We start from the raw sequence: 22,047 nt of genomic DNA on the forward strand, positions 1-22,047 counted from the left end.
GCGGCCCTTGCCTGCCTGAGCTTTGGTGTCTTGAGTTTCCCATTCTTGCTCAAGAGGTCATTCGCACAGGTGACCTCATGAAAAGAGACAGCCTGTGGAAATTCGTGGAGTCCATCGTAATACGAATTGTGCCTGGTCTGCTCAATATAGTGACTTTGCTATACATTGGCAGGCATCTGGAAATCGGGCAATACGGGATTTTCAGCACAACGATTGCGACGGTTTCATTTATTTCGACGCTTGTCTTTGGAGTTGCAACTTATTCCATAATGCCGGTTTCTGCGAAAATGCATGCCGCGGGATTGGGTAGAGAGTACGTATCGTCTATTTTGGCTGCTCTTTCTATTGTGGCGTTGTTTGTCATCCTGGTCGGATTGGCCCTGGCGTGGTTCGGGTTTGGCAACGCCGTTGCCGCAACCATCATCGTTTCATTCGGCTTGCACACCGCACTTCAAGAGATCCTGAGGTCACGACTGCGTTTGTGGGCATACGGTTGGTCGGCGATTGGCCAGGCTGTCGCATACCAGGCGGGAGCTGTAGCCTTGCTTGTCGGAGATGCGAAAATAGGCTCCGCCCTTACGGCCTTTTCGCTCAGCTACTTCGCCGGCGCGCTGATTTCGCTGGCCTTCCTGGGGCCAATGAATCTGAGGCGGCCTCGCCTTTCCTATCTTGGCGGGTCGCTGACCACGGGCTGGGGATTGGTGTTGAGCAATCTGGCCGAGAGCGGCATCTTTGTCGGCATTCGGTACGTTATCTTGATCTTTGGCTCCCCGACCCATCTCGGCGTCTTCTCGTTTTGTGTCGATCTTTCGCAACGCGCCGTCGGCTTCTTCATGAACGCGGCCAGTTTCGTGTTTGTGCCAAGGGCGTTTCTCAGTGCCGCAAATGGAAACGTTGGGGAGTTTCGGCGCGGATTGTTTGAGGGGGCGGCCATTGCGCTGTTTTTTGCGATTGCGTCTGCGGCCGGAATAATTGGTCTGTTTTTTTCCGGCTATGCATCCGGATGGCTGGGAAGGTCATTTGATCCCGCTGTGTTTGCGATCGTTTCTTGTGCTGTTCTGATAAACAGAACGAAAAAGGTGATCATAGATCCGTTTGCTCTCCGCTCGAACAACGCGATGACGCTGACCTATTCTTACCTGGCAGGAGCATTGGCTTGCTGTTGCTTGGCGGCATTGAGCTTGTGGTGGCGCCTGCCGCTTGGCAGTGAAATGGCATTTCTGTTCGGGTATCTCATTGCCGCTGCCTGTTCGTTTTTCGCGTTGAGGAAGGCGATTGCAGACAATGGGCCTGATGCAACACAGCGAGCCTTCTTGATGGCTGGGTCGGATGCCGTGAATGAATGAGAAGAAAGCATTCTATGACGAGAAGAATAGCCGCCTCGTCCACGTCGGCACGATAGCCGACGACGACTATTGGGATTCCCACTGGGCCGAAGGGATTGTCTTGAGGCCGGATCGCTTTGTCGTCGAAACGACCAAGCGATACCTGACAGGCTCGGCCAAGGTCCTGGACGCCGGATGTGGCCTGGCCAACACGGTCTATGGCCTGCATCAGGCAGGCTTTTCCGCCTATGGAATCGACTTTGCGCAGAGGACCGTAGGGATGGTGAACCGCGCTGCACCGCATTTGCAAGTGACGGTTGGGGATGTTCGGGCAACAGGCTTCGCGGACGAATTCTTCGATGGGGTGTGGTCTCTCGGTGTGATCGAGCACTTCTTCGACGGCTATGACGAGATCGTCTTGGAGATGAGGCGTATCATCCGGTCCGGAGGAATTGCTTTCGTGACGGTGCCGAGCATTTCTCCTCTCAGAAGATCGAAGATCAGAATGGGTCTTTATCCCAGGTTTTCGGGTGAACGGGCCGGATTTTACCAGTTCGTCCTTGAGCCATCCTCAATTGTTTCCAGGTTCGAACAGCACGGCTTCAAGCTTCTGGAGTCGCGGCCAAGGGGCGGCTTCAAGGGGTTGAAGGACGAGACATTTTTCGCCAAGCCAATGCAGGCCTGGTACGACAGCAGCAACGGCGTCCTGAGGGGTTTGCGGGCTGCTGCCGATCGGTTGCTCGGCCCATTTTCGCATCATACGCGGCTCTATGTGTTCCATAGGATATAGCGCGGATGTCGAGTGCGAATGGGCACGGATCGGCGAACGAAATCGATGGTGAAGCAGTGTCGATATTGCGAAAGTTTGTTCGCGCTAACGTGGCCGTTTCCGAGTTCCTGGACCGGGCTCTGCCATTGCGCCTTCGCATCGACGGCAATCGGACCTTTGCAACGGAGATAGCACCTCCCTTACTTACCTCAAACGCGCGGGTTTACGATCTTGGCGGGGGTGCCAGGCCGTTCGTGGGCTTCTCGGAGAAGCGGCGCCTGAGGCTTTTTGTCGTTGGGCTCGACCTGGACGCGGAAGAGTTGTCGAAAGCGCCGCGCGGAATATACGACGAGGAGATTGAAGCGGACCTTACCTCGTTTGAGGGAAGGGGCGATGCTGACGTTGTGATTTGTCAAGCGACGCTCGAACACGTCCACGACGGTGAGGGTGCCTTGCGTGGCATTGCCAGTTGCGTGAAGCCGGGAGGCGTGGTTGCCATTTTCTCGCCCTCGCGCAACGCTGTTTTCGCCAGGCTCAACCGGGTTCTGCCGGAGAGGCTGAAACGACGGCTGCTTTTTGCGGTCTATCCCGAAAAAGGCATGGGTCATGACGGGTTCCCGGCTTTCTACGACAAGTGCCTGCCCAGTGACGTCGAAGCGATCGCAAGGCGGAACGGCCTGGAACTCATCGAGCGCCGTCTGTTCTGGAAGAGTTCTTATTTCTATTTTTTCGTGCCGGCCTTTCTCGCCTGGCGCATCTGGCTAGGCGTTTCAGCCCTGTTTCTCGGCAAGGATGCTGCCGAAACCTACGCCTACGTCTTTCGGCGAAAACAGTGACCCCCCGCAGCTCAATGAAAACGAAGCTCGCGCTGATCGCCATTCCGCTCGACATCAGTGGTGGGGCCGAAACCCTCCTGAAACTGGTTGCGCGTGCACTTGCGAGCCGACCCGACTGGGACGTCGAAATCGGCTTCTTGGGTGGCCAGGCAGCGGGGGAAGCCGTTGGATCATATCAGGATGGAATTCGACCCAGCTACGGCTTTGGCGGCGGCAAGGCGATGAGCGAGCTTTTGCTTGTCCCGCAGCTGATCCGGCATCGGTACGATTTGGTATTGTCGAGCCATGCGCGCGTGAATTCGTTCCTGGCTGCCGCCCGAAGTGTTGGAGTTCTTCGAAGCCGCAGGCTGGTCACTCGCGAGTCCACCGTACTTCTGGATCGCTTCAAAGGCGCTCGCGCACTGGCTTACAGGGCGCTCTACGCTGCCTATGGCAGCCAGGACATGGTTGTCGCGCAAACGAGCTACATGAATGAACGCCTGCGTGACGTATTGCCCCGGCGGGCAATCGATAAACTGTGTACTTTGCCAAATCCGGTCGATGAAGATCTCATCATCAGAATGTCCAAGGAGACATTGTCTGAGCATGACGCCAAGATATTTTCCCGCCGTCCACAGATAGTCTGGTGCGGCCGGCTGATTGAAGTGAAACGCCCAACGATCGCGGTTGATGTGCTTGCCGAGGTCAGACGAAGGACCGGCGAAGATTATGAGCTTACCATGGTTGGCTCCGGGCCCATGGAAGCGGAGCTGAGGGCCTACGCCGGCAAGCTCGATCTGGCCTCGCGCGTAAATCTGCTCGGTCAGAGAGACAATCCATTTCCGCTGTTTCGCGCGTCGCGCGCCGGCCTGCTCACGTCGGCGACGGAGGGATTTCCAAACGTCCTTCTGGAAATGATGGCGTGCCGGGTTCCCGGCATCGCCACCACGCCCTGTGCGGGAGATCTGGACATGCTGTCTGGTCTGGAGATTTCGGCCGGCTTTGGTGCGTTCGAAATTGCGGATGCACTGTTGAAGGTCGTTCACGGCGGCGATCGGTCGACCTTATATGCAAAGACCTTGTCGGAAAGGTCGCCCGGGCGATTTGCGGATATGCTGTTGGGAGCGCCTTCGTCATATCCGGGTGGGCGGAGATGATGCCCGCAGTTCGCAACAAGATAATCATCTCGATAAACACGTCCTGGAACGTCGTCAATTTCCGCAAGGGTCTGATCGAGGCGTTGCGGAGCCGTGGCTACGACGTCGTCATCGTCGCGCCGAGAGACGAGTATTCTTCGCTGATAGCGGCCATGGGCTGCCGCCATGTCGAACTTGACATGGACAATTCCGGCACGTCGCTGTTGCGGGATATGGTTCTTCTGTGGCGCTACTGGCGTCTATTGCGGCGGGAGAGACCGTTGGCGTTCGTCGGCTTCACGATCAAGCCCAATGTGTTCGGCTCCATCGCGGCCAATTTGAGCGGTGTTCCAGTCATAAACAACATTTCCGGGCTGGGGACGGCATTCGTCCGCGGTGGCCTCCTGCTCAGAACTGCCAAGGCCCTGTATCGGGTGGCGCTGGCCCGTTCCAAAATGGTTTTCTTTCAGAATGACGATGACCGGATTCTGTTCGTCGATGGGCATCTGGTTCGCAAGGAGCAGACCGGGCTTTTGCCTGGCTCCGGCATCGACCTCGTGCGTTTTGCCCCGTCGTCCGAAGTGCGCACCCGGTCTGATGCGATTGTGTTTCTTCTCGTGGCCCGGCTTCTCTGGGACAAGGGCGTCGGCGAGTTCATCGAGGCGGCCCGTCTGGTTCGCCAGGAGCTGCCCGGTGTGCGTTTCCAGCTGCTCGGCTTTCTTGATGTCGAGAATCGAACCGCGGTCAGCCGGCAGAACGTCGAGCAATGGGTCGGTGAGGGATTGGTCGAGTATCTCGGCTCCACCGACGATGTGCGGCCTTTCCTGCGTGCTGCCGATTGTGTCGTCTTGCCCTCCTACAGGGAGGGAACGCCGCGCTCGCTACTCGAGGCGGCTGCCATGGGCAAGCCGCTGATCGCGACCGACGTGCCCGGATGCAGGGAGGTGGTGGACCACGCCGTCAACGGCTTCCTGTGCAAGGTGAGGGACCCCGATGATCTGGCAAGCAAGATGATCGAGTTTGCGATGATGGATGATGCATCCAGGGCCAGGATGGGGGCGCAGAGCAGAAACAAGGTCGAGCGGCAATTTTCGGAAACGATCGTTATCGAGAAGTACATACGGCAGATAGAGAGACTGAGTGCCCTTGCGGCGAAATGAGTGGATCTGTTCCTGACGCCGACCAGACCAGTTTCCGGCATTTGGGTATTTATGGGTCTTCTATTGGGTAACGCTGGGTCTTGAGTTTTGGGTATGACATTGAAGATCGGTTCCTTGCAAAAAACGATCCCTGTCCGAAGCTCGGAACGGGTGGCTTAGTTGGCATACCCGTTAGCCGCGGTCAGTATCGAGTCGATCTCGAATTACAGGCTGTCAGCACGACCAATGGTCGAAATCGCGCGGCTGCCATCGAGGGAAGATCTAGAGAAAAAATGTATTGATAAATCAACAAATTAGGCGATTTTGGCGAAAATGGCTTGGCACGCTGACTTTGAGCAAATCATATCGACTCAGTCACGGGGGACGGGACATCGCAATTTTCTACCCGAGAATAAGAAACCTGTGACAGGCAGTCGAAAATTATACATGCGGTTTGGCTAAAGTACTGCGCTCGGACAGGCACGAATCAGATTAAATTGCCTCGATCGCGCGAAACGAGTTGGAATTGTGGCAAAAAACTGATACGCGCTGATTTACTATCTTTGAATTGGTGCGTCCGAAGGTGATGCAGCAAGAGGGGATCAAAGACAGATGAACCTTATGATTAAAACCACGCTTGCCTTATTTGTGGCGTCAATCGGTTTTGATCCGGTCTCATCCTTCGCCCAGGACGCCTCGTGCAGCTGCGCGACCTATCAAGGCCCGGCAAATCCGATCGGCGGCTGCGGCCTGGATGTGCCGGCCAATTCGAGTCTCGATATTTCCCGCGCCGGAAATAGCATTTGCCTCAACCTCGTTGGCTCCGAACAGACAGCCGCCGTTCAGCTGTCCGGTGGTGGCGGTGGATTCGGTCCGCCGGAGGCGATTTTCGACGGGGTGCTTCTGACGAATGGCGTACTTTCGGCGACGCAGGACGACAGCGGCGTCAGCCGCTGACGGAGAGGCAGCGGCGTTTGACGCTATGGTGGTGGGTTTGCCCGGACTGAATTGACCGGCAGCGGGCTGGGGATTTCTTAGGGTGGAACGGGTGTAATTCGTCCCAGGAGGGTGAGTTGCAGGTTGGTGGGGTAAAAAATGACGAATCGTCGTCGGTTCGGGGCTGCTTTCTCTTTTGTTGTACTCGCTGCAGGGGGCGTCCTGTTTGCCACACCCGAGGCTTTCGCTCAGCAAACCTGTTCCTGTCTAGCGACCATGCCTGCGTCCGCCGGTGCGATTGGTCGTCTTACGCAGGTTCATGGTGATGTCCAGATGTCCCAGGCCGGCGGCTATGCGGGGGTGGGCTCGGAGGCGCCGGTCTACTCAGGCGCGCGCATCATGACCGGGACGCAGGCGTCCGCTTCACTGGCTATCGGCACCAATTGCGCATTCGATATTCCGGCCAATGCCACGATCAAGGTCGATCCTGTCGAAGGCGGCATGTGTGTTTCGCTCTATACGCCAGCTGCGACGGTCGTGCCGGCCACCTCGGAGCCTGGCATGTTGCCGGTTCTCCTGGGGGGCGCCGCGGTTGGTGGTGCCGCGGCACTTGCTATCGGCATGCAGGATGACGATGACGCCGTCAGCCGGTAGTCGAGAGCCGACACCTGCTGTCGGCAGCGTGGGCCGTTTCGGCGGATTTGGCCGGCTGTTCAAGGGCGGATCTCTGTGATGGGCATTTTCGATCTCGCAAGACATCATGCCGGCACCATGCCTGCGTTGCTTGTTTCGCTTGCGATATCGGCTTGCGCCAACACTGCGTCGACATCGTCCACGAGCCCTGTCAGTGCGTTTCAACCGGTGTCGTCCTCGACGGCCCTTGCTGGCGGTGGCACGCTGCAGATGCTGAAGGATTTGCCTGCGCCGCAGAATACCCACAATGGCAGCGAGCAGCCCCTGTCCGCCAACGATGTGCTCGAGGTCAGCGTGTTCCAGGTCGACAATTTGAACAGGACTGTTCAGGTCGACGCGGGCGGGCAGATTTCGCTCCCGCTGATTGGGACGATGACCGCGGCCGGCAAGACCGTTCGCCAACTCGAGAAGGAAATCGAGACCGCCTATGGTGAAAAATACCTGCAATCGCCGGATGTGACGATTTTCGTCAAGGAATCGATTGGCCAGCGCATCACGGTCGATGGTGAAGTCAACAAGGCCGGCATTTATCCGGTGTCCAGCAGCGCTTCCCTATTGGATGCGATCGCCCTTGCGGGAGGCTTCAATGCGGTCGGTGATGCCGGCAAGGTCTTCGTCTATCGCGATATCGGCCAAAACAAGCTGGTCGCAAACTACAATGTCGAGGAAATCCGCGCCGGTAAGAATCGCAACCCCCGCATCTACGGTGGTGACGTGATCGTCATTTTTGCTTCGAAATCGAAAATCGCGATGAACAATTTGAAGGATGCCCTGGGCCTCGCCTCTAGCGCGGCCCGCATTGCGGTCATTCCGTAGGACAGGTCACGATACGGACAACCCTAGGATCCTCGCGCATGCTCGATCGTAACAGACAGCCTCAACTTGCCGGACATGGCCAGGCCCTGTCTGCGGACCTCTATTACGACGTGCCGCAAAACTACGGTCCTTATGGTCGCGACTATGCCGGCCAGGACGAGGGGTTCAACCCGCTCAAGCTGCTTTTCTACATTGTCCAATACCGCTGGCTGATCGTCATGATGGCGGCGGCCGGGCTTGTTGCCGGCGTCATCGTGACGATGATGCAGACACCAAAATATCAGGCAACGACGCAGCTCGAAGTTCTAGTCCCTTCGGCGAAGGTTTTTCAGGACATTGAGGTTGTTTCCGAAACCAGCGACGTCAGGGCCTTCCTGACCGCGCGTGAGAAGCTGAGGAGCCGGGCGCTCGCTCAGCGCGTGGTGTTCCAGCTGGGGCTTGGCGAAAAGCCGGACTTCCTGTTTCCGACGCCGAGCTTTTCGCTGAGCAATATTGTCTACCGGGCGTTCGGGATGTCCAAGTCGCCTTCAATCGAGGAGAAGAGTCCCGAAGAGCGTGAGGCAATTGCCATCAAGCGCGTCCAGGAAGACCTGACTGTCAATCTGGTCACCAACACAAGCCTGCTGTCGATCACCTTTGTCGATCAGAAGCCGAAATATGCAAGCGACGTAGCCAACCAGGTCGCGCAGAGTTTTATCGATCAGCGCCTCGACCAGACCAGCGAGACCTCTGATCTGGCAAGGCAGTTCATCCAGGAACAGGTTTTGCAGGTGAAGCAAAAGCTGCAGACCTCCGAGGAGGAATTGGTCACCTATGCAAAAGATGCCGGCATCACGGTTACCGCCGACGACAAATCGCTGATCGGCTCGAATATCGAAGCCCTGAATACCGCCCTGGCTACGGCAATCCAGGAGCGCCTTGATGCGGGGCGGGTGGTGGATCAGATAGAAAAGGGCCGCGGGTCGAGCCTCGGTCCGGTTCTGGAAAGCGTAGGTTTGCAGAAGCTCAGCGAAAAGCTCGCGGATCTGACCAGCCAGTATCAGCAGAAACTGGGCATCCTGAAGCCTGGTTTTCCGGAAATGCAGCAATTGCAAGCGCAGATCAAGGAACTGCAGCGACTCTACAATAACGGCGTGCTGGCGATAACCGATTCGTTGCGGCTGAAATACCAGGAAGCGCAGAACAAGGAGACCGACCTCAAGTCCAAGCTCGCGGAGATGGAGAGACAGCAGGTCGTCTTCAACGACAAGAATATCAAATACACGATCCTAAAGCGCGAAGTCGATTCCAACCGATCGCAGTATGACAGCCTTATCACCAAGCTGAACGAGGTTGGGGTTAGCTCCGAACTGAAGACGCAAACTGCTGCGATTGTCGACTTCGCCTCGTTGCCTGTGGCCCCTTATTCTCCGCGGCTGAGCATCAATCTTGCAATCGCTCTGGCGCTTTTCATGGCTTTGGCTGCGTCGATCATCTACATCATCGAGTTGCTGAACAACACCTTCACCAATCCGGAGCAGGTCGAGAAAGAGCTGGGGCTGGTGATGCTCGGTATCCTGCCGCTTGTCGATGACCGCGAGCTCATTGCCAGCATCGCCGATCAGAAATCCGGGCTCTCCGAGGCCTATCGTTCACTGCGAACATCGCTGCAGTTCTCCGGCGCCGAAGGCGCGCCTCGATCGTTGCTGGTGACCAGTTCGGAACCCTCGGAAGGCAAGTCGACCACCTCGTTCAAGCTTGGTCAGGATTTCGCCGCGCTGGGCGCCAGGGTTCTGCTTGTCGATGGCGATCTTCGCAAACCCAACCTGCATCGGCTGTTCGGTCTCGACAATGCGATCGGATTGAGCAACCTGCTGACAAATACCGTTCACAAGGACGATCTGGCGGGCATTTTCAGGACGACAAAATACCCCAATGTAACCGTGCTGACATCCGGAACGATTCCGCCGAATCCGGCCGACCTGCTCTCTTCGCCGAAGATGGCGTTGATCTTGGCCAATCTCGGCAAACGCTTCGATTTGGTCATCATCGACGCCCCGCCGGTCGTCGGTCTTTCCGACGCCCCAATCCTCAGCCGGCTTGCCGAAGGCACGTTGATGGTCGTTTCCACCAACCAGGTCACACGCAAATCAGCCAAGACGGCGCTCAAGCGTCTGCGCGCAGCCGGTGCGAATGTGATCGGAGCGGCGATGTCGAAATTTGCGGTGAACAAGTTCGACTACAACTACGCCTACAAATACATGAACTACCAGTACTACGACTACGGCGCGAGTACCCCGAAAATTGAGGGCAAAGTCGATGACGGAGCAGGCCAGCCCGCTCACGCAAAATCTCCGGCGTTCAGGCGTCTGGTTCGTCGCCTTCGTTCTGGTGTTGGCGGCTTCGTCGATCGGGCTAAGTCGGCTTCTTGAGAGCGAAACGCCGACCGTATCCCTTGCGCTCGACCCGTTGAACATAGAGGCCTTGATAGGTGAAATTACCGGTCAGCTGAACGAAACAGGCAACGGTGCTGATCTCGGCGTTTTGGCTGCCAAGGCGAGGGGCGCGCTTCGCTTCGATGTCGCAGACGCCCGGCTCTACAGCCTGATCGGTGAGATCGAGTACCGGCAAGGCGAGAAAGACGAGGCTTTTGAACTCTTCGATCAGGCTCGAAGGCTGTCCAAGACCGAGATCCATGCGCTTCAGCGGTCGATCGACCGCTCGATCGAATGGGCGATCTGTCAAAGGCTGTCGGCGAGATCGACACCTTACTGCGCCGGTGGCCGGAGCGGTTTCCAGTCATCGCGGCGGGCATGCCGGCCATTCTTTCAGATCCAAACGGGTATCAGGCTGTCCTGGCAGCCACAAAAGCCGGGGCACCGTGGAGAGCCAATCTTTTCTCTGCTCTCGGCCAGGATCCGCGGGGCCTGCGGGCCGCAAATCAGCTGCTGCTCGACCTTGCCGGATCGGGTTCACCACCGACATCGAAGGAATTGTCTGCCGTGATCAACGGCTACATCAGGCAAAAGGAATACGAGGCGGCCTATAGGCTGTTCCTTTTCAGCCTGTCCGATCAGGAGCGGACGCTCGGCGGATACATTTTCAACGGCGGCTTTGAGCCGGTCCGCAGCGGCAAGCCATTCGATTGGCAGCTTCACGATCGGTCCGGTCTGGAAATTACCTTTGCCGGGTCGGGCGATGTCGGCGAAAGCGACAGCGGAGCGACTATTCGATTTCTGAATACGCCGGTGAAGAACGCTGCGCTCCAGCAATATGTTGAACTGCCTCCCGGCTCCTACAGGATTTCCCTGATCGCCTCGGCGAGAAACCTCAAGCTGCCAAAGCAATTGTTCTGGTCCATCAGATGCGCAGATCCGGCAGCCGAAATAGCCCGGTTCAACATTCCGGAAGGCACATTCAACCGGCAGGATTTGAGCCTGGATTTCGCCATCGGGCCAAGCGCATGTCCCATGCAGTTGTTGCGGCTGGAAACAGCCGCCATCGCCGAGAGTTGGCGATTTCGATACGTCGGCACATTGGTCATGCACAAGCTGAGCATCGAAAGAGTTTCATCTTGAGAGAGCGGTCAACCCGGTCCACGGAGTGGGAAAAGTATCTGCTTGGGTCAGTTCTTTTCCTGTCGCTGCTGATTGGTGGCGGCACGGCGAGCGGCCTATACACCGAAACGCTGATCGAAATTGCAGCGATTGTCTCGGCCGCAGTCGTCTTGTCGAGGTCATCGGGGCAGAGGATCCCTCATTCGGCTCTATGGCTGCTTGCGATAGCCCTTGCCGTGTTCTGTTTTCAAATCATGCCGCTGCCTGCAGCGTTGTTGAGCGGGTTGCGGCCTGAGGTGCTGCTCGCAAGTCCATGGCTGATCGGCGAAACCGGGCTGCGCTTCGTCAGCGTCGGCGTCGGGCGCACGATAGAGTGTCTGTTGTATTTCGCGGCGGCGGCAGCATTTTTCCTGGGCGTCACCCGCTTGCGCCCGGATCAGGTCTACGGTCTTCTGCCCTTCTTTTTCATGGGTGTCATCTGTAACGGACTGGCCGCGGCGATCCAGTATTCACTCACCGACACGGTTGCCATAGAGGGGTTGTTGCCGTTCACGATCAATGCGGGACTGTTTGCCAACCAGAACCATTTTTCAGCTTTGCTCTTCGTCTCCATCCCCTTCGTTGTCTACTACGGTCTGTTCCGGGGGCACCTTCTGTCTGGATCGCTGGGTTTGATAGTGCTGTTGCTGCTGCTTCTGGCCGCCGGTTCGCGCGCCGGTATTCTGATAGGGCTGGCGATCACCATAATATCGGTTGTCTTCCTGTCTGCTCGCTCGAGGCTGGGCGGATATGGCATCCCCGCAGTCTTCATCGGTCTTTCGCTCTACACGATAGGCGCGTGGACAAAGATCGATGCAGAGGTGGTCGATCCGGCCTTTGGACGAGCCGAGTTTGCACGCACGACGATCGCGGGAATTGAAGAGAACTGGGCGACAGGAGTGGGTTTCGGCAGTTTTCCGAAGGTCTATCAGATTTACGAAAAGGGCGAGATGATCTTCAAGCCCTACGTGAATCACGCTCATAATGATTATCTGGAACTGGCAATTGAGGGTGGCGCGCCTGTTGTTTTTCTGATGGCGATTTATCTGATGTTGCTTCTTGCGTCGTCTGTTGGGGGTCGACGGGATCCGCTGCAGAAAGCGGCGTTTCTCTCGGTATTGTTTCTTCTCGTTCATTCCTTGGTTGATTATCCCTTGCGAACAGCAGCGCTTGCGATGACTTTTGCCTACATGAATGGGATCATCTTCCACAGAGGCTTTGCTGAACGGTTGAGCCAAAGAGGCGAGTCCACCGAGGGTCGTCACCATGATGACGATCTGCTTGTTCCCGTCAGGCCGGCTTTGGTAAGATGAGAGCAGTAAGTTTGGCTATGGGATCGATGCCGGGGCATGTTCGATCGTTTGTCGAGAGCCGAGATTGACAAGCCATTGCTTGGAACCTAAGCACGGGCGGCAAGGGCCGGGGGGCCTGGGCATGTCAAGGAGAGCTTCTTGAAAGGAATTATCCTTGCTGGAGGCAGTGGAACGCGTCTTTATCCGCTAACATTAGCAATCTCTAAGCAGATTCTGCCGATATACGACAAGCCGATGATCTATTATCCGCTGAGCGTTTTGATGCTCGCGGGTATTCGCGAGATTCTGGTCATTTCAACGCCGCGCGACCTGCCGGTTTTTCGCGATCTGCTTGGTGATGGATCGGAGTTCGGGCTCGACCTGTCCTATGCCGAGCAACCGCAACCCAACGGGCTTGCGGAGGCCTTCATCATCGGCCGCGATTTCATCGGCAAGGACAGCGTGTCGATGATCCTCGGCGACAACATCTATTTCGGCGATGGGCTGTCGCAGCTTTGCCGCGCCGCAGCCTCGCGCGAAAAGGGCGCTTCGGTGTTCGCCTATCATGTCGAGGATCCCCAGCGTTATGGTGTCGTATCCTTCGACAAGGCCACCGGAACGGCGCTGACGATCGAAGAAAAGCCGCAGAACCCGAAATCCAACTGGGCTGTCACCGGTCTCTATTTCTATGACAACGACGTCGTCGACATCGCCCCCGCTATCCGGCCCTCGGCGCGCGGCGAGCTTGAGATTACGGCGGTCAACAATGTCTACCTGGAGCGTGGCCAGTTGCATGTGCACAGGTTGGGGCGCGGTTATGCCTGGCTCGACACCGGCACGCATGACAGCCTGCATGAGGCCTCTTCGTTCGTGCGCACGATCGAGCATCGCCAGGGCATCAAGGTTGCCTGCCCCGAAGAGATCGCCTTGGAACAGGGTTGGCTGACGGTGGATCAGGTTCTGCGGCGCGCCGACCGCCTGGGCAAGAACGAATATGCCGCTTATCTGCGCCGACGTGTCGTCGATCTGTCGGAGAGCTAGGTGTTGGAGGTTCGGCTCCTTGGTATCGATGGCGTGCTGGAAATCGTTCCGAAGCGGCACGGTGATGCGCGCGGTTTTTTCGTGGAAACCTACAATGCCGAGCGCTTTTCGCAGGCTGGCATAGACTTGGCTTTCGTGCAGGACAATCATTCCTACTCCGCGGCGGCGGGTGTCTTGCGAGGGCTTCATTATCAGCTTGCGCCGCGAGCCCAGGACAAGCTGTTGCGCGTCATCCGTGGCAGCATCCTCGACGTCGCGGTCGACATTCGCCGCGGCTCGAAAACCTTCGGAAAATGGGTCGCGATCGAAGTATCGGCCGAAAGGGGCAACCAGATTCTGGTGCCGAAAGGCTTCGCGCACGGCTTCGTGACGCTCGTGCCCGACACCGAGGTCCTGTATAAGGTCACTGACACCTATTCACAGGAGCATGACCGGTCGATCCGCTTCGACGACCCCGCCATCGGCATCGAATGGCCGTCATTGGCTGGCGGGTTCCAACTTTCTGACAAGGACCTCAAGGCGCCGCTGCTGGCTGCCGCCGAGGTGTTTGCCTGATGGATTGCACGAGGACAGCGGTATGAATTTTCTGGTGACAGGCGGTGCTGGCTTCATCGGTTCGGCGGTGTGCCGGCATCTGTGCGCCAACCCGGCCTATCGGGTGACCAATCTCGACAAGCTCACCTATGCGGGAAACCTCGCCTCGCTGCGGCCGATCGAGAATGCCCACAATTACCGCTTCGCTCAGGCCGATATCTGCGACGAGAGGGCGGTGCTGGACATCCTCCACCGGGACGATATCGACATCGTCATGAACCTTGCCGCCGAGAGCCATGTCGACCGCTCGATCGATGGGCCAGGCACCTTTATCGAGACCAACATCGTCGGCACCTACAAGATCCTCAATTCCGCCCTGGAATATTGGCGCGGACTGTCCGAGGACAGGAAGAGCCGCTTCCGCTTCCATCATGTCTCGACCGATGAGGTGTTCGGCGATCTGCCTTTCGATGGCGGCATGTTCGTCGAGGAAACGCCCTATGCGCCGTCGTCACCCTATTCAGCCTCGAAGGCGGCCTCGGACCATCTGGTGCGGGCTTGGCACGAAACCTATGGCCTGCCGGTCGTGCTTTCCAATTGCTCGAACAATTACGGACCCTATCACTTTCCCGAAAAGCTGATCCCGCTGGTCATCCTCAACGCGCTCGACGAAAAGCCGCTGCCGGTCTACGGCGTCGGCGCCAATGTGCGCGACTGGCTGTTCGTCGAGGATCATGCGCGCGCGCTCGAACTTGTCGCAACCAGGGGACAGCCGGGCGAAAGCTACAATGTCGGCGGCAATTCGGAACGCACGAACCTGGGCGTCGTCGAAACGATCTGCGATCTGCTCGACATCAGGCGTCCGCGGGCAGGCGGCAAGAGCTATCGCGGCCTGATCTCTTTCGTTACCGACCGTCCCGGCCATGACCGTCGCTATGCCATCGACGCATCGAAGATCAGCCGAGACCTGGGCTGGGCGCCGAAGGAGAATTTCGATAGTGGCCTGGCGAGAACCGTGGACTGGTTTCTCGACAACAAATGGTGGTGGGGGCCGATCCGCGAGCAGCGCTATGCCGGTGAGCGGTTGGGCGAAGCACGCAAGGAGGTCGTGTGAGGCTCGTTGTTACCGGACGCGAGGGCCAGGTCGCGGCAAGCCTTCTGGAGGCCGGCCAGGCGCGCGCCGGCGTTGAGGTCATCGCCATTGGCCGTCCGGAACTAGACCTGGCAAAACCCGATACCGTCATCGAAGCCATTGCGGCCGCGAAGCCGGACATCGTCGTGTCGGCTGCCGCTTACACGGCGGTGGATCAGGCGGAGGATGAGCCCGATCTGGCATTTGCGGTGAACGCCGTCGGCGCCGGCAAGGTGGCGGAAGCCGCAACGCGGCTTGGCGTTCCCGTCATCCATCTGTCGACCGACTATGTCTTCGACGGCAGCGCTCCTGGTGCCTATGTCGAGACCGACGCAACCGCGCCGCGCAGCGTCTACGGCGCCTCCAAGCTTGCTGGCGAGCAGGCGGTTGCATCAGCCAATCCGCGCCATCTGATCCTGCGCACCGCATGGGTCTACAGCCCGTTCGGCAAGAATTTCGTCAAAACCATGCTGCGGCTCGCCGCCGACCGCGACGAGATCGCGGTGGTGGCCGATCAGTGGGGAAATCCCACCTCAGCGCTTGATATCGCCGACGCGATCCTGCATGCGGCAGCACAGCTGCATGGCAACAAGAGCTTTGGTGCGTCCGGCATTTATCATCTGGCCGGAACCGGTGAGGCCAGCTGGAGCGGCTTTGCCCGTCATATCCTCGACACAAGCCGCGCGTTTGGTGGTCCACACGCGCGGGTGCGCGACATTGCCACGGCGGACTATCCGACCAAGGCGCGACGCCCCGCCAATTCGCGGCTTTCGAGCGCGAAATTCGCCGCCGTCTTCAACTGGAATGCGCCGGACTGGCGGCAATCGACGGAAGCCGTGGTGCACAAGCTTCTCGTCGGTAGGACGAAACAGGCATTGACCGCATGAGCAAGCATCCGTCACCCGAAAACATGCGCGATGCGAAACCTGGCTCGCAGGTTGTTGACGAGGCGGCGCCGAAAAAGCGGGTACGGGCGAAAATCGCGCCGCTTGGAGAACACGACGTTTCACTGCGTGATCTTTACAATGCGCATAGCGGCAAGGTGTCGGACAAATGGTCGATCTATCTCAGCGCATATGACCGAATTTTTTCAGAGTATCGGAACAAGCCGGTTCGAATTCTGGAAATTGGAGTTCAGAACGGCGGTTCGCTGGAAATCTGGCGACGATATTTTGCCAAGGCGGAGCTTGTTCTCGGCTGTGATATCAATTTAGCGTGCGGTAATTTGATTTTCGACGATGAGAAGATCGCCGTTGTCGTCGGTGATGCCAATACGGATGAGGTTGAACGAAGTATTGCTGCGAGATCCGAGAAATTCGATATTATAATTGACGACGGATCACATAGTTCGTCGGATATAATACGATCGTTCGCTCGTTATTTTCCTCATCTTTCCGAAGATGGGGTATACATAGCCGAGGATTTGCATTGCAGCTACTGGCGGGAATTTGGCGGGGGTCTCTACGATCCTCTCTCCTCCATGTCATTCTTCAAGCGTCTGCTCGACGTGGTCAACCATGAGCACTGGGGACTGGACCGTCCTCAATCCGATGCTTTAGTCACTTTTGCCAAAGAGTATGAGATCGCATTCGAGGAAGCTTCTCTCGCGTCGGTCCATTCCATTGAGTTTCTGAATTCGCTCTGCGTTGTGACGAAGCGACCGACCCAGGAAAATGTACTGGGACCTCGCAGCGTGCATGGCCAGGTTGCGCTCGCTGAGGAGAGCGTGGTTCCCCTCGACGGCACGGAGAGCAAAGCGGCCAATCAAGCCGGAAACCCATGGTCGTTGAAGTCGATGACAATGGAAGAGGAGATTCCAACGAACAGAGAGCTGATAAAACTCCATGGAATGCGCATCGAGGCCTTCTCCAGCGAGATAATCGAAATACGCGAGCAAATCCGGGTCAACGAGGACGAGATCGTCCGGACAAGGGCACAGGTCATCGCGAAAGACGAAGAGATCGTGCGGATAAGGGCACAGATTGCCGCTGGAGCCGAAGAGGTCGCGCGGACAAATGCCCAGGCCATCGCGATGGGCGAAGAGATCCAGGCCTTGCAAGAAGAACTGTCGATGGCGCACACGGCGAGGAGCGCGCTGCTTGCGGACCGCGAGAATGCGCGCTCTGAGGAAACCCGGTTGCATGGTGTTCTCGATGCCGTTTATGACAGCACGTCCTGGCGACTGACCGGACCTCTGCGCGGGACCAGGAACCGCGCCCGCGCCATCGGCAAAACACCCATGTTGGCTCGCAACCTGTTGGCTCGCGGCGCTTACGCTTGCTGGCACAATCTGCCGCTGCCTATCGACGTCAAGCGAAAGATGAAGAGAGCGGTGTTTTCGACGTTCCCCTCGCTGTTTGGCGTTACGAATGCTTACCGCGCCTGGAGAAGCCTGGAAGCGCCCGACGCGCCTATCGGCGACAATGGAATGGTCTTGCGTAGGGCACTGGTCAGCTCCGGCCCGATCTTCGCGCCCGAACCCGTCTATGTGCCGCTTCTCGAGGCGCCGCCGCTGCTACAGAAGCCGGTGCGCGTCATCGCGTTCTACCTGCCACAATTCCACACGATCCCTGAAAATGATGAATGGTGGGGGCAGGGCTTCACCGAATGGACCAATGTCAGGCCCACAGAGCCGCAATTTGTCGGCCACCAACAGCCGCATGTGCCGGATGCGCTCGGCTACTACGACTTGCGCGATACCGCCGTGCAGCACCGCCAGATCGAACTGGCAAGACTCTATGGCGTGGAGGGCTTCTGCTTCTATTTTTATTGGTTCGCGGGCAAGCGGCTGTTGGAAAAGCCGCTCGAGAACTGGCTCGAGGACAAGAGCCTCGACATGCCGTTCTGCGTCTGCTGGGCCAACGAGAACTGGTCGCGCCGCTGGGACGGGATGGACCAGGAGATCCTCATCGCCCAGGATCACTCCCCCCAGGACGATCTCGCCTTTATCGCCGAGGTCGCGCCTTATCTTCGCGACCCTCGCTACATCCGCATCGACGGCAAGCCGCTGCTGCTGGTCTATCGCCCAAGCCTGCTGCCGGCGGCAGCCGAGACGGCCCGGCGCTGGCGGACCTGGTGCCGGGAGAACGGCATTGGCGAGATTTTCCTGGCCTACACCCAATCGTTCGAATCCGTGCCCCCCGACCGCTACGGGTTTGATGCCGCCGTGGAATTTCCGCCAAACAATTCCGCGCCGCCAAATGTCACGCATACAGTGACGCCGCTGCACCAGGATTTTGCCTCGATCGTCTATGACTGGTCGGTTTTTCCGCAACGCAGCGAGACCTATTCATCCCGCAAATACAAGCTCTTCCGCTCGGTTTGCCCAGGCTGGGACAACACCGCACGCCGCAAGCGCGGCGGCACCGTGTTCATCAACAACACCCCTGCGCTCTACCGCCGATGGCTGGACAACGCCATTGAAGACACCTTGGCCCATGTCAGTGAGCCATCCGAGCGGCTGGTTTTCGTCAATGCCTGGAACGAGTGGGCGGAAGGCGCTCATCTGGAGCCCGATAGTGTAAACGGCCACGCCTACCTGCAAGCGACCCGCGATGCTTTGGAGGCGGCTAACAGGAAATCCAAGCCCCGGATAGTGATCGTTTCCCACGACGCCCATCCGCATGGAGCACAATTGCTGGCTCTCAATCTGGCCAAGGGATTCAAGCAGCTTGGTTTTGATCCCGATCTCATTGTGCTGGGTGATGGGCCGCTGCTCGGCCGTTTCGCCGACGCCGCAACCGTGCACAGGATCGACGTACCCGGACGGGGCGACGCCGATGCGTTGAATCGCCTGACCGCCATCAGGAACGCCGGCGCCGAGGTTGCCGTCGTGAACACCACCGTATCCGGCAAGCTCGTCCCGCTTTTGAAGCAGGCGGGGTTCCGCACGGTTTGCCTCGTCCACGAACTGCCCGGAATATTGGCGTCCTATGGCCTCGCTGACGCCGCCGCGGCCATTGTCGAGAGCGCCGACAGCGTCGTTTTCCCAGCCGGGATCGTCAAGGCCGGATTCGAAGAGTTTGTTGGCCGGCCGGTTAGCCAGTCGGTGGTCAGACCGCAAGGCCTCTATTTGCGCATGCCCTACCACGCTGACGATCGCCAGCGGGTCCGCGAGGCGGTCCGCGCGAAATTGCAGCTATCGAAAAATGCCAGCATCATTTTGTGTGCGGGCTACGCCGATCATCGGAAGGGCGTTGACCTTTTCGTTGATGCTTGCCTCAAGGTTATGGGCTCCAGGCTGGATGCGGTTGCAGTCTGGGTCGGCCACGTCGATCGTGTCTTTCACGCCAAGCAAATGCGACGAGTGAAAGAAGCGGGACTAGAGGACCGCTTCGTCTTTGTCGGCTTGGTGGAAAATCCGCAGGAATATTATTTCGCCGCGGATATCTACGCCTTGACCTCGCGTGAGGACCCGTTCCCCTCGGTAGTGCTTGAGGCGCTGGATGCCACAGTGCCGGTCGTTGCCTTCGAAGGTGCTGGCGGCTTTCAGGATCTGCTGAATCGTGATTGCGGAATCCTTGTGCCAGCCTTCGACACCGATGAGATGGCCAGGGTCATCGGCAATCTGCTCGACAATCCAGGTGAAGCCCGGCGTCTGGCCAGCGTTGGCCGTGATATTGTCCGCCAGGAATTCAGCTTCAGCCACTACCTGCACGACCTGCTGATTTACGCCGAAAAGCCGCTGCCGCGGGTGTCGGTCGTCGTGCCGAACTACAACTACGCCCGATATCTGGGTGCGCGCCTGAGCTCGATCGTCGAGCAGACGACAAGGCCCTACGAGTTGATCGTGCTTGACGATGCTTCGACCGACGAAAGTGTCGAAGTCATCGAGAAATTTCTGGCCGGTTGCGACATTCCGTGCAGGTTGGTCGTGAACGCCGAAAATTCGGGCTCGGTATTCCGCCAATGGATGCGTGGGGTCGAAATGGCGCGCGGCGATTACGTCTGGATCGCCGAAGCCGACGATCTCGCAGATCCCGATTTTCTGGCCGAACTTCTGCCCGCCTTCGAGCGCAAGGAAGTGGTGATGAGCTATTGCCAGTCGCGCCAGATAGATGGCGCGGGCCGCATCTTGTCCGAGCACTATCTCGACTACGTGTCCGATATTGACCGGTCTCGCTGGACGAGGCCCTACGTCGTGGACGGCCGCCAGGAAATCGCCGAGGCGCTTTACCTCAAGAACACCATTCCAAACGTCAGTGGCGTCTTGTTTCGAAGGAATGCGCTCAAGAATGCGTTGGCCAGACATGGCGAAGAGATCATGTCGCTGCGTAACGCCGGGGATTGGGTGACATATTTGCGTCTACTTGAGAATGGATCGATCGCTTTTTCGCCGCGTTCGCTCAATTCTCACCGCCGGCATCAGTCGAGCGTAACCATAGGAAATTTCGATCTCAGGCATCTCCAGGAGATTAGACGGGTGCAGGCTGAGACAATACGCAGCCATGACCTTGGACCTGCCGCGCTTAAGCGGGCAAGCATCTATGAACGTGAACTCAGTAAACGATTTGGCATCCCAATTCACGAATAACGACGCTAGCCACTGTCAAATATTAAATGTGGTTAGAGCGTCGAGGAGAATTTTAGTGAGGATACTTTTTCTCGGAGCACCAATAGCTTCGCATCCTGAGCCGCAGATTGCCTTTGAAAAGAAATTCGAAGTTATCGGACGTAACACAGGAAACCTTCTGATAGGGCAGTCTCTATTCGAGGAGCTTCGCTTTGAAGAATTCGGGCAAGGATTGAGCTATTCCCCGCAAGAGGCAAACGAACGTTTCGATATCATAGCCATCGCCGCGGCAAACTTCATTTACAAAGATTTTGATTTGTCCTACTTGGCTGACTTTATCGAACCGACCAAACTGCCATGCGTGGTCGCAGGCCTCGGTGCGCAAGCGCCTGCCATTGGTGACAAGGTCACTGACATTCCCGAGGGTAGTAAGCGCTTCCTTCGTATCATATCCGAGCGCAGCAAGACCGTGGGCGTACGTGGCCATTTTACGGCTGAGGTCATGAATGACTTCGGGATAAAAAATGTCAGAGAGGTTGGATGCCCAAGTCTGTTTCGCAAATTGCGTCGCAGCTTGGAGATAAAGAAGCTGAGAAGAGGCGACGGGCTGAGAGTTGCAGTGAACGGATCACGAAATGTATTTTTGCATTCGGCCGATCCCGAAGCTGCCCGCCGCGTTGAAGCTGACCTTTTGAAGTTATCGGTCCATAAACAGTATCCGTATGTTCTTCAGAACGAAGAACCTGAAATGAAAATGCTGCTTGCCAGAGATGGGCGCGAAAATGATTTGGAGGTCGCCCAGGCAGTGCTCGCGCAGATGGGCATGGACATGGATCCGTCGCTCTATGTAAAGCATATTAAAGAGAACGCAAAAATGTTCTTCGATTTGGCGGAGTGGGATGCGTACATATCAAAGTTTGACTATTCGGTAGGGACGCGTTTTCACGGAAATCTGATCGCGTTAACCAACGGAGTTCCTGCGACCATAATTTCCCATGACTCAAGGACGACGGAAATGGCGGAACTTATGAGCATCCCGCACGTCCCGGTCGGTAAAGTACGACAACTGGACGTCCACTATCTTGTGCGGGCTAGCGACTATGATGGGTTTCAGCGCAAGTACACCGTTCTATATGATCGTTTTGCCCAGTTCCTTTCGGAGAATGGGATCAGCCACAGGCTGGAGCAGCACCACGGAGATGGTGCTGTTTCGCCGTTGTCCGACGTCGTAACAAGAGCAGCATCCTTTTTGCGGCTTCGTTTTGGAAAATCCTAATGGTGCTCTATGAATCCTGAGTCTCGTCCAGTTTACCGTCGGGCCGGTTACTGTCC

The 22,047-nt window shown here is 57.5% G+C and carries 18 protein-coding genes; 17 read left to right on the forward strand and 1 reads right to left on the reverse strand.

Going from position 1 to position 22,047, the window contains the following annotated elements:
* The first annotated feature begins 77 nt into the window (after positions 1-77).
* The 9 genes from ACFOJ9_RS09825 (at position 78) to ACFOJ9_RS09865 (ending at position 10,040) form a co-directional block, all read left to right on the forward strand.
* Positions 78-1,346 carry a hypothetical protein gene (locus ACFOJ9_RS09825; RefSeq protein WP_378978689.1) on the forward strand — a complete coding sequence of 423 codons (1,269 nt, stop codon included), beginning with the start codon at positions 78-80 and terminating at the stop codon, positions 1,344-1,346.
* The gene (locus ACFOJ9_RS09830; protein WP_378978690.1) at positions 1,339-2,115 is read left to right on the forward strand and encodes a class I SAM-dependent methyltransferase; all 777 of its coding nucleotides are present in this window, start codon (positions 1,339-1,341) and stop codon (positions 2,113-2,115) included. The genes ACFOJ9_RS09825 and ACFOJ9_RS09830 overlap by 8 nt, the downstream gene beginning before the upstream one ends.
* Before the next feature lie 5 nt (positions 2,116-2,120).
* Positions 2,121-2,930 (forward strand): class I SAM-dependent methyltransferase, encoded by an 810-nt coding sequence (locus ACFOJ9_RS09835; RefSeq protein WP_378978691.1) that lies wholly within the window; start codon positions 2,121-2,123, stop codon positions 2,928-2,930.
* A gap of 14 nt (positions 2,931-2,944) precedes the next feature.
* Positions 2,945-4,066, forward strand: coding sequence for a glycosyltransferase (locus ACFOJ9_RS09840; protein ID WP_378978692.1), 1,122 nt, complete (start codon positions 2,945-2,947; stop codon positions 4,064-4,066).
* Positions 4,066-5,205, forward strand: coding sequence for a glycosyltransferase family 4 protein (locus ACFOJ9_RS09845; protein ID WP_378978693.1), 1,140 nt, complete (start codon positions 4,066-4,068; stop codon positions 5,203-5,205). Before ACFOJ9_RS09840 ends, ACFOJ9_RS09845 begins: the two co-directional genes overlap by 1 nt.
* A gap of 591 nt (positions 5,206-5,796) precedes the next feature.
* Positions 5,797-6,141: a hypothetical protein gene (locus ACFOJ9_RS09850; protein ID WP_378978694.1), complete on the forward strand. Its 345-nt coding sequence runs from the start codon at positions 5,797-5,799 to the stop codon at positions 6,139-6,141.
* A 312-nt stretch (positions 6,142-6,453) separates the two neighbouring features.
* Positions 6,454-6,774 (forward strand): hypothetical protein, encoded by a 321-nt coding sequence (locus ACFOJ9_RS09855; protein WP_378978695.1) that lies wholly within the window; start codon positions 6,454-6,456, stop codon positions 6,772-6,774.
* Between the two features lie 78 nt (positions 6,775-6,852).
* Positions 6,853-7,629 carry a polysaccharide biosynthesis/export family protein gene (locus ACFOJ9_RS09860; protein ID WP_378978696.1) on the forward strand — a complete coding sequence of 259 codons (777 nt, stop codon included), beginning with the start codon at positions 6,853-6,855 and terminating at the stop codon, positions 7,627-7,629.
* 38 nt (positions 7,630-7,667) lie between these two features.
* The gene (locus ACFOJ9_RS09865; RefSeq protein ID WP_378978697.1) at positions 7,668-10,040 is read left to right on the forward strand and encodes a GumC family protein; all 2,373 of its coding nucleotides are present in this window, start codon (positions 7,668-7,670) and stop codon (positions 10,038-10,040) included.
* On the opposite strand, the gene ACFOJ9_RS09870 is transcribed toward ACFOJ9_RS09865, so the two are convergent.
* Positions 10,024-10,305 carry a hypothetical protein gene (locus tag ACFOJ9_RS09870; RefSeq protein ID WP_378978698.1) on the reverse strand — a complete coding sequence of 94 codons (282 nt, stop codon included), beginning with the start codon at positions 10,303-10,305 and terminating at the stop codon, positions 10,024-10,026. The two genes, ACFOJ9_RS09865 and ACFOJ9_RS09870, sit on opposite strands and share 17 nt — an antisense overlap.
* A 32-nt stretch (positions 10,306-10,337) precedes the next feature.
* Here ACFOJ9_RS09870 and ACFOJ9_RS09875 point away from each other — a divergent pair, with 32 nt between their 5' ends.
* The 8 genes from ACFOJ9_RS09875 (at position 10,338) to ACFOJ9_RS09910 (ending at position 21,991) form a co-directional block, all read left to right on the forward strand.
* The gene (locus ACFOJ9_RS09875; protein ID WP_378978699.1) at positions 10,338-11,186 is read left to right on the forward strand and encodes a hypothetical protein; all 849 of its coding nucleotides are present in this window, start codon (positions 10,338-10,340) and stop codon (positions 11,184-11,186) included.
* A complete protein-coding gene (locus tag ACFOJ9_RS09880) occupies positions 11,183-12,517 on the forward strand; it encodes an O-antigen ligase family protein (protein ID WP_378978700.1) in 1,335 nt (444 codons plus the stop codon). Before ACFOJ9_RS09875 ends, ACFOJ9_RS09880 begins: the two co-directional genes overlap by 4 nt.
* 138 nt (positions 12,518-12,655) lie before the next feature.
* Entirely contained in the window at positions 12,656-13,537 is an 882-nt protein-coding gene (gene rfbA / locus ACFOJ9_RS09885; RefSeq protein ID WP_378978701.1) for a glucose-1-phosphate thymidylyltransferase RfbA, read from the forward strand.
* Positions 13,538-14,092: a dTDP-4-dehydrorhamnose 3,5-epimerase gene (gene rfbC, locus ACFOJ9_RS09890; RefSeq protein WP_378978702.1), complete on the forward strand. Its 555-nt coding sequence runs from the start codon at positions 13,538-13,540 to the stop codon at positions 14,090-14,092.
* 22 nt (positions 14,093-14,114) lie between these two features.
* The gene (gene rfbB, locus ACFOJ9_RS09895) at positions 14,115-15,185 is read left to right on the forward strand and encodes a dTDP-glucose 4,6-dehydratase (protein ID WP_378978703.1); all 1,071 of its coding nucleotides are present in this window, start codon (positions 14,115-14,117) and stop codon (positions 15,183-15,185) included.
* Positions 15,182-16,090 carry a dTDP-4-dehydrorhamnose reductase gene (gene rfbD / locus ACFOJ9_RS09900; protein WP_378978704.1) on the forward strand — a complete coding sequence of 303 codons (909 nt, stop codon included), beginning with the start codon at positions 15,182-15,184 and terminating at the stop codon, positions 16,088-16,090. Before rfbB ends, rfbD begins: the two co-directional genes overlap by 4 nt.
* On the forward strand, positions 16,087-20,736 hold the full coding sequence (locus ACFOJ9_RS09905; protein ID WP_378978705.1) for a glycoside hydrolase family 99-like domain-containing protein: 4,650 nt from the start codon (positions 16,087-16,089) through the stop codon (positions 20,734-20,736). Before rfbD ends, ACFOJ9_RS09905 begins: the two co-directional genes overlap by 4 nt.
* 55 nt (positions 20,737-20,791) lie before the next feature.
* Positions 20,792-21,991, forward strand: a complete 1,200-nt coding sequence (locus tag ACFOJ9_RS09910; protein WP_378978706.1) for a polysaccharide pyruvyl transferase family protein — start codon at positions 20,792-20,794, stop codon at positions 21,989-21,991.
* The last annotated feature ends 56 nt before the right edge of the window (positions 21,992-22,047 follow it).

The sequence above is a fragment of the Mesorhizobium cantuariense genome, assembly GCF_042647205.1.
Lineage (GTDB): Bacteria > Pseudomonadota > Alphaproteobacteria > Rhizobiales > Rhizobiaceae > Mesorhizobium > Mesorhizobium cantuariense.

Bases quoted from the DNA above. Each gene is read 5' to 3' on its own strand.
- ACFOJ9_RS09825 (WP_378978689.1), top strand. From the start codon at position 78: ATGAAAAGAGACAGCCTGTGGAAATTCGTGGAGTCCATCGTAATACGA.
- ACFOJ9_RS09830 (WP_378978690.1), top strand. From the start codon at position 1,339: ATGAATGAGAAGAAAGCATTCTATGACGAGAAGAATAGCCGCCTCGTC.
- ACFOJ9_RS09835 (WP_378978691.1), top strand. From the start codon at position 2,121: ATGTCGAGTGCGAATGGGCACGGATCGGCGAACGAAATCGATGGTGAA.
- ACFOJ9_RS09840 (WP_378978692.1), top strand. From the start codon at position 2,945: ATGAAAACGAAGCTCGCGCTGATCGCCATTCCGCTCGACATCAGTGGT.
- ACFOJ9_RS09845 (WP_378978693.1), top strand. From the start codon at position 4,066: ATGCCCGCAGTTCGCAACAAGATAATCATCTCGATAAACACGTCCTGG.
- ACFOJ9_RS09850 (WP_378978694.1), top strand. From the start codon at position 5,797: ATGAACCTTATGATTAAAACCACGCTTGCCTTATTTGTGGCGTCAATC.
- ACFOJ9_RS09855 (WP_378978695.1), top strand. From the start codon at position 6,454: ATGTCCCAGGCCGGCGGCTATGCGGGGGTGGGCTCGGAGGCGCCGGTC.
- ACFOJ9_RS09860 (WP_378978696.1), top strand. From the start codon at position 6,853: ATGGGCATTTTCGATCTCGCAAGACATCATGCCGGCACCATGCCTGCG.
- ACFOJ9_RS09865 (WP_378978697.1), top strand. From the start codon at position 7,668: ATGCTCGATCGTAACAGACAGCCTCAACTTGCCGGACATGGCCAGGCC.
- ACFOJ9_RS09870 (WP_378978698.1), bottom strand. From the start codon at position 10,305: ATGGATCTCGGTCTTGGACAGCCTTCGAGCCTGATCGAAGAGTTCAAA.
- ACFOJ9_RS09875 (WP_378978699.1), top strand. From the start codon at position 10,338: ATGGGCGATCTGTCAAAGGCTGTCGGCGAGATCGACACCTTACTGCGC.
- rfbB (WP_378978703.1), top strand. From the start codon at position 14,115: ATGAATTTTCTGGTGACAGGCGGTGCTGGCTTCATCGGTTCGGCGGTG.
- ACFOJ9_RS09905 (WP_378978705.1), top strand. From the start codon at position 16,087: ATGAGCAAGCATCCGTCACCCGAAAACATGCGCGATGCGAAACCTGGC.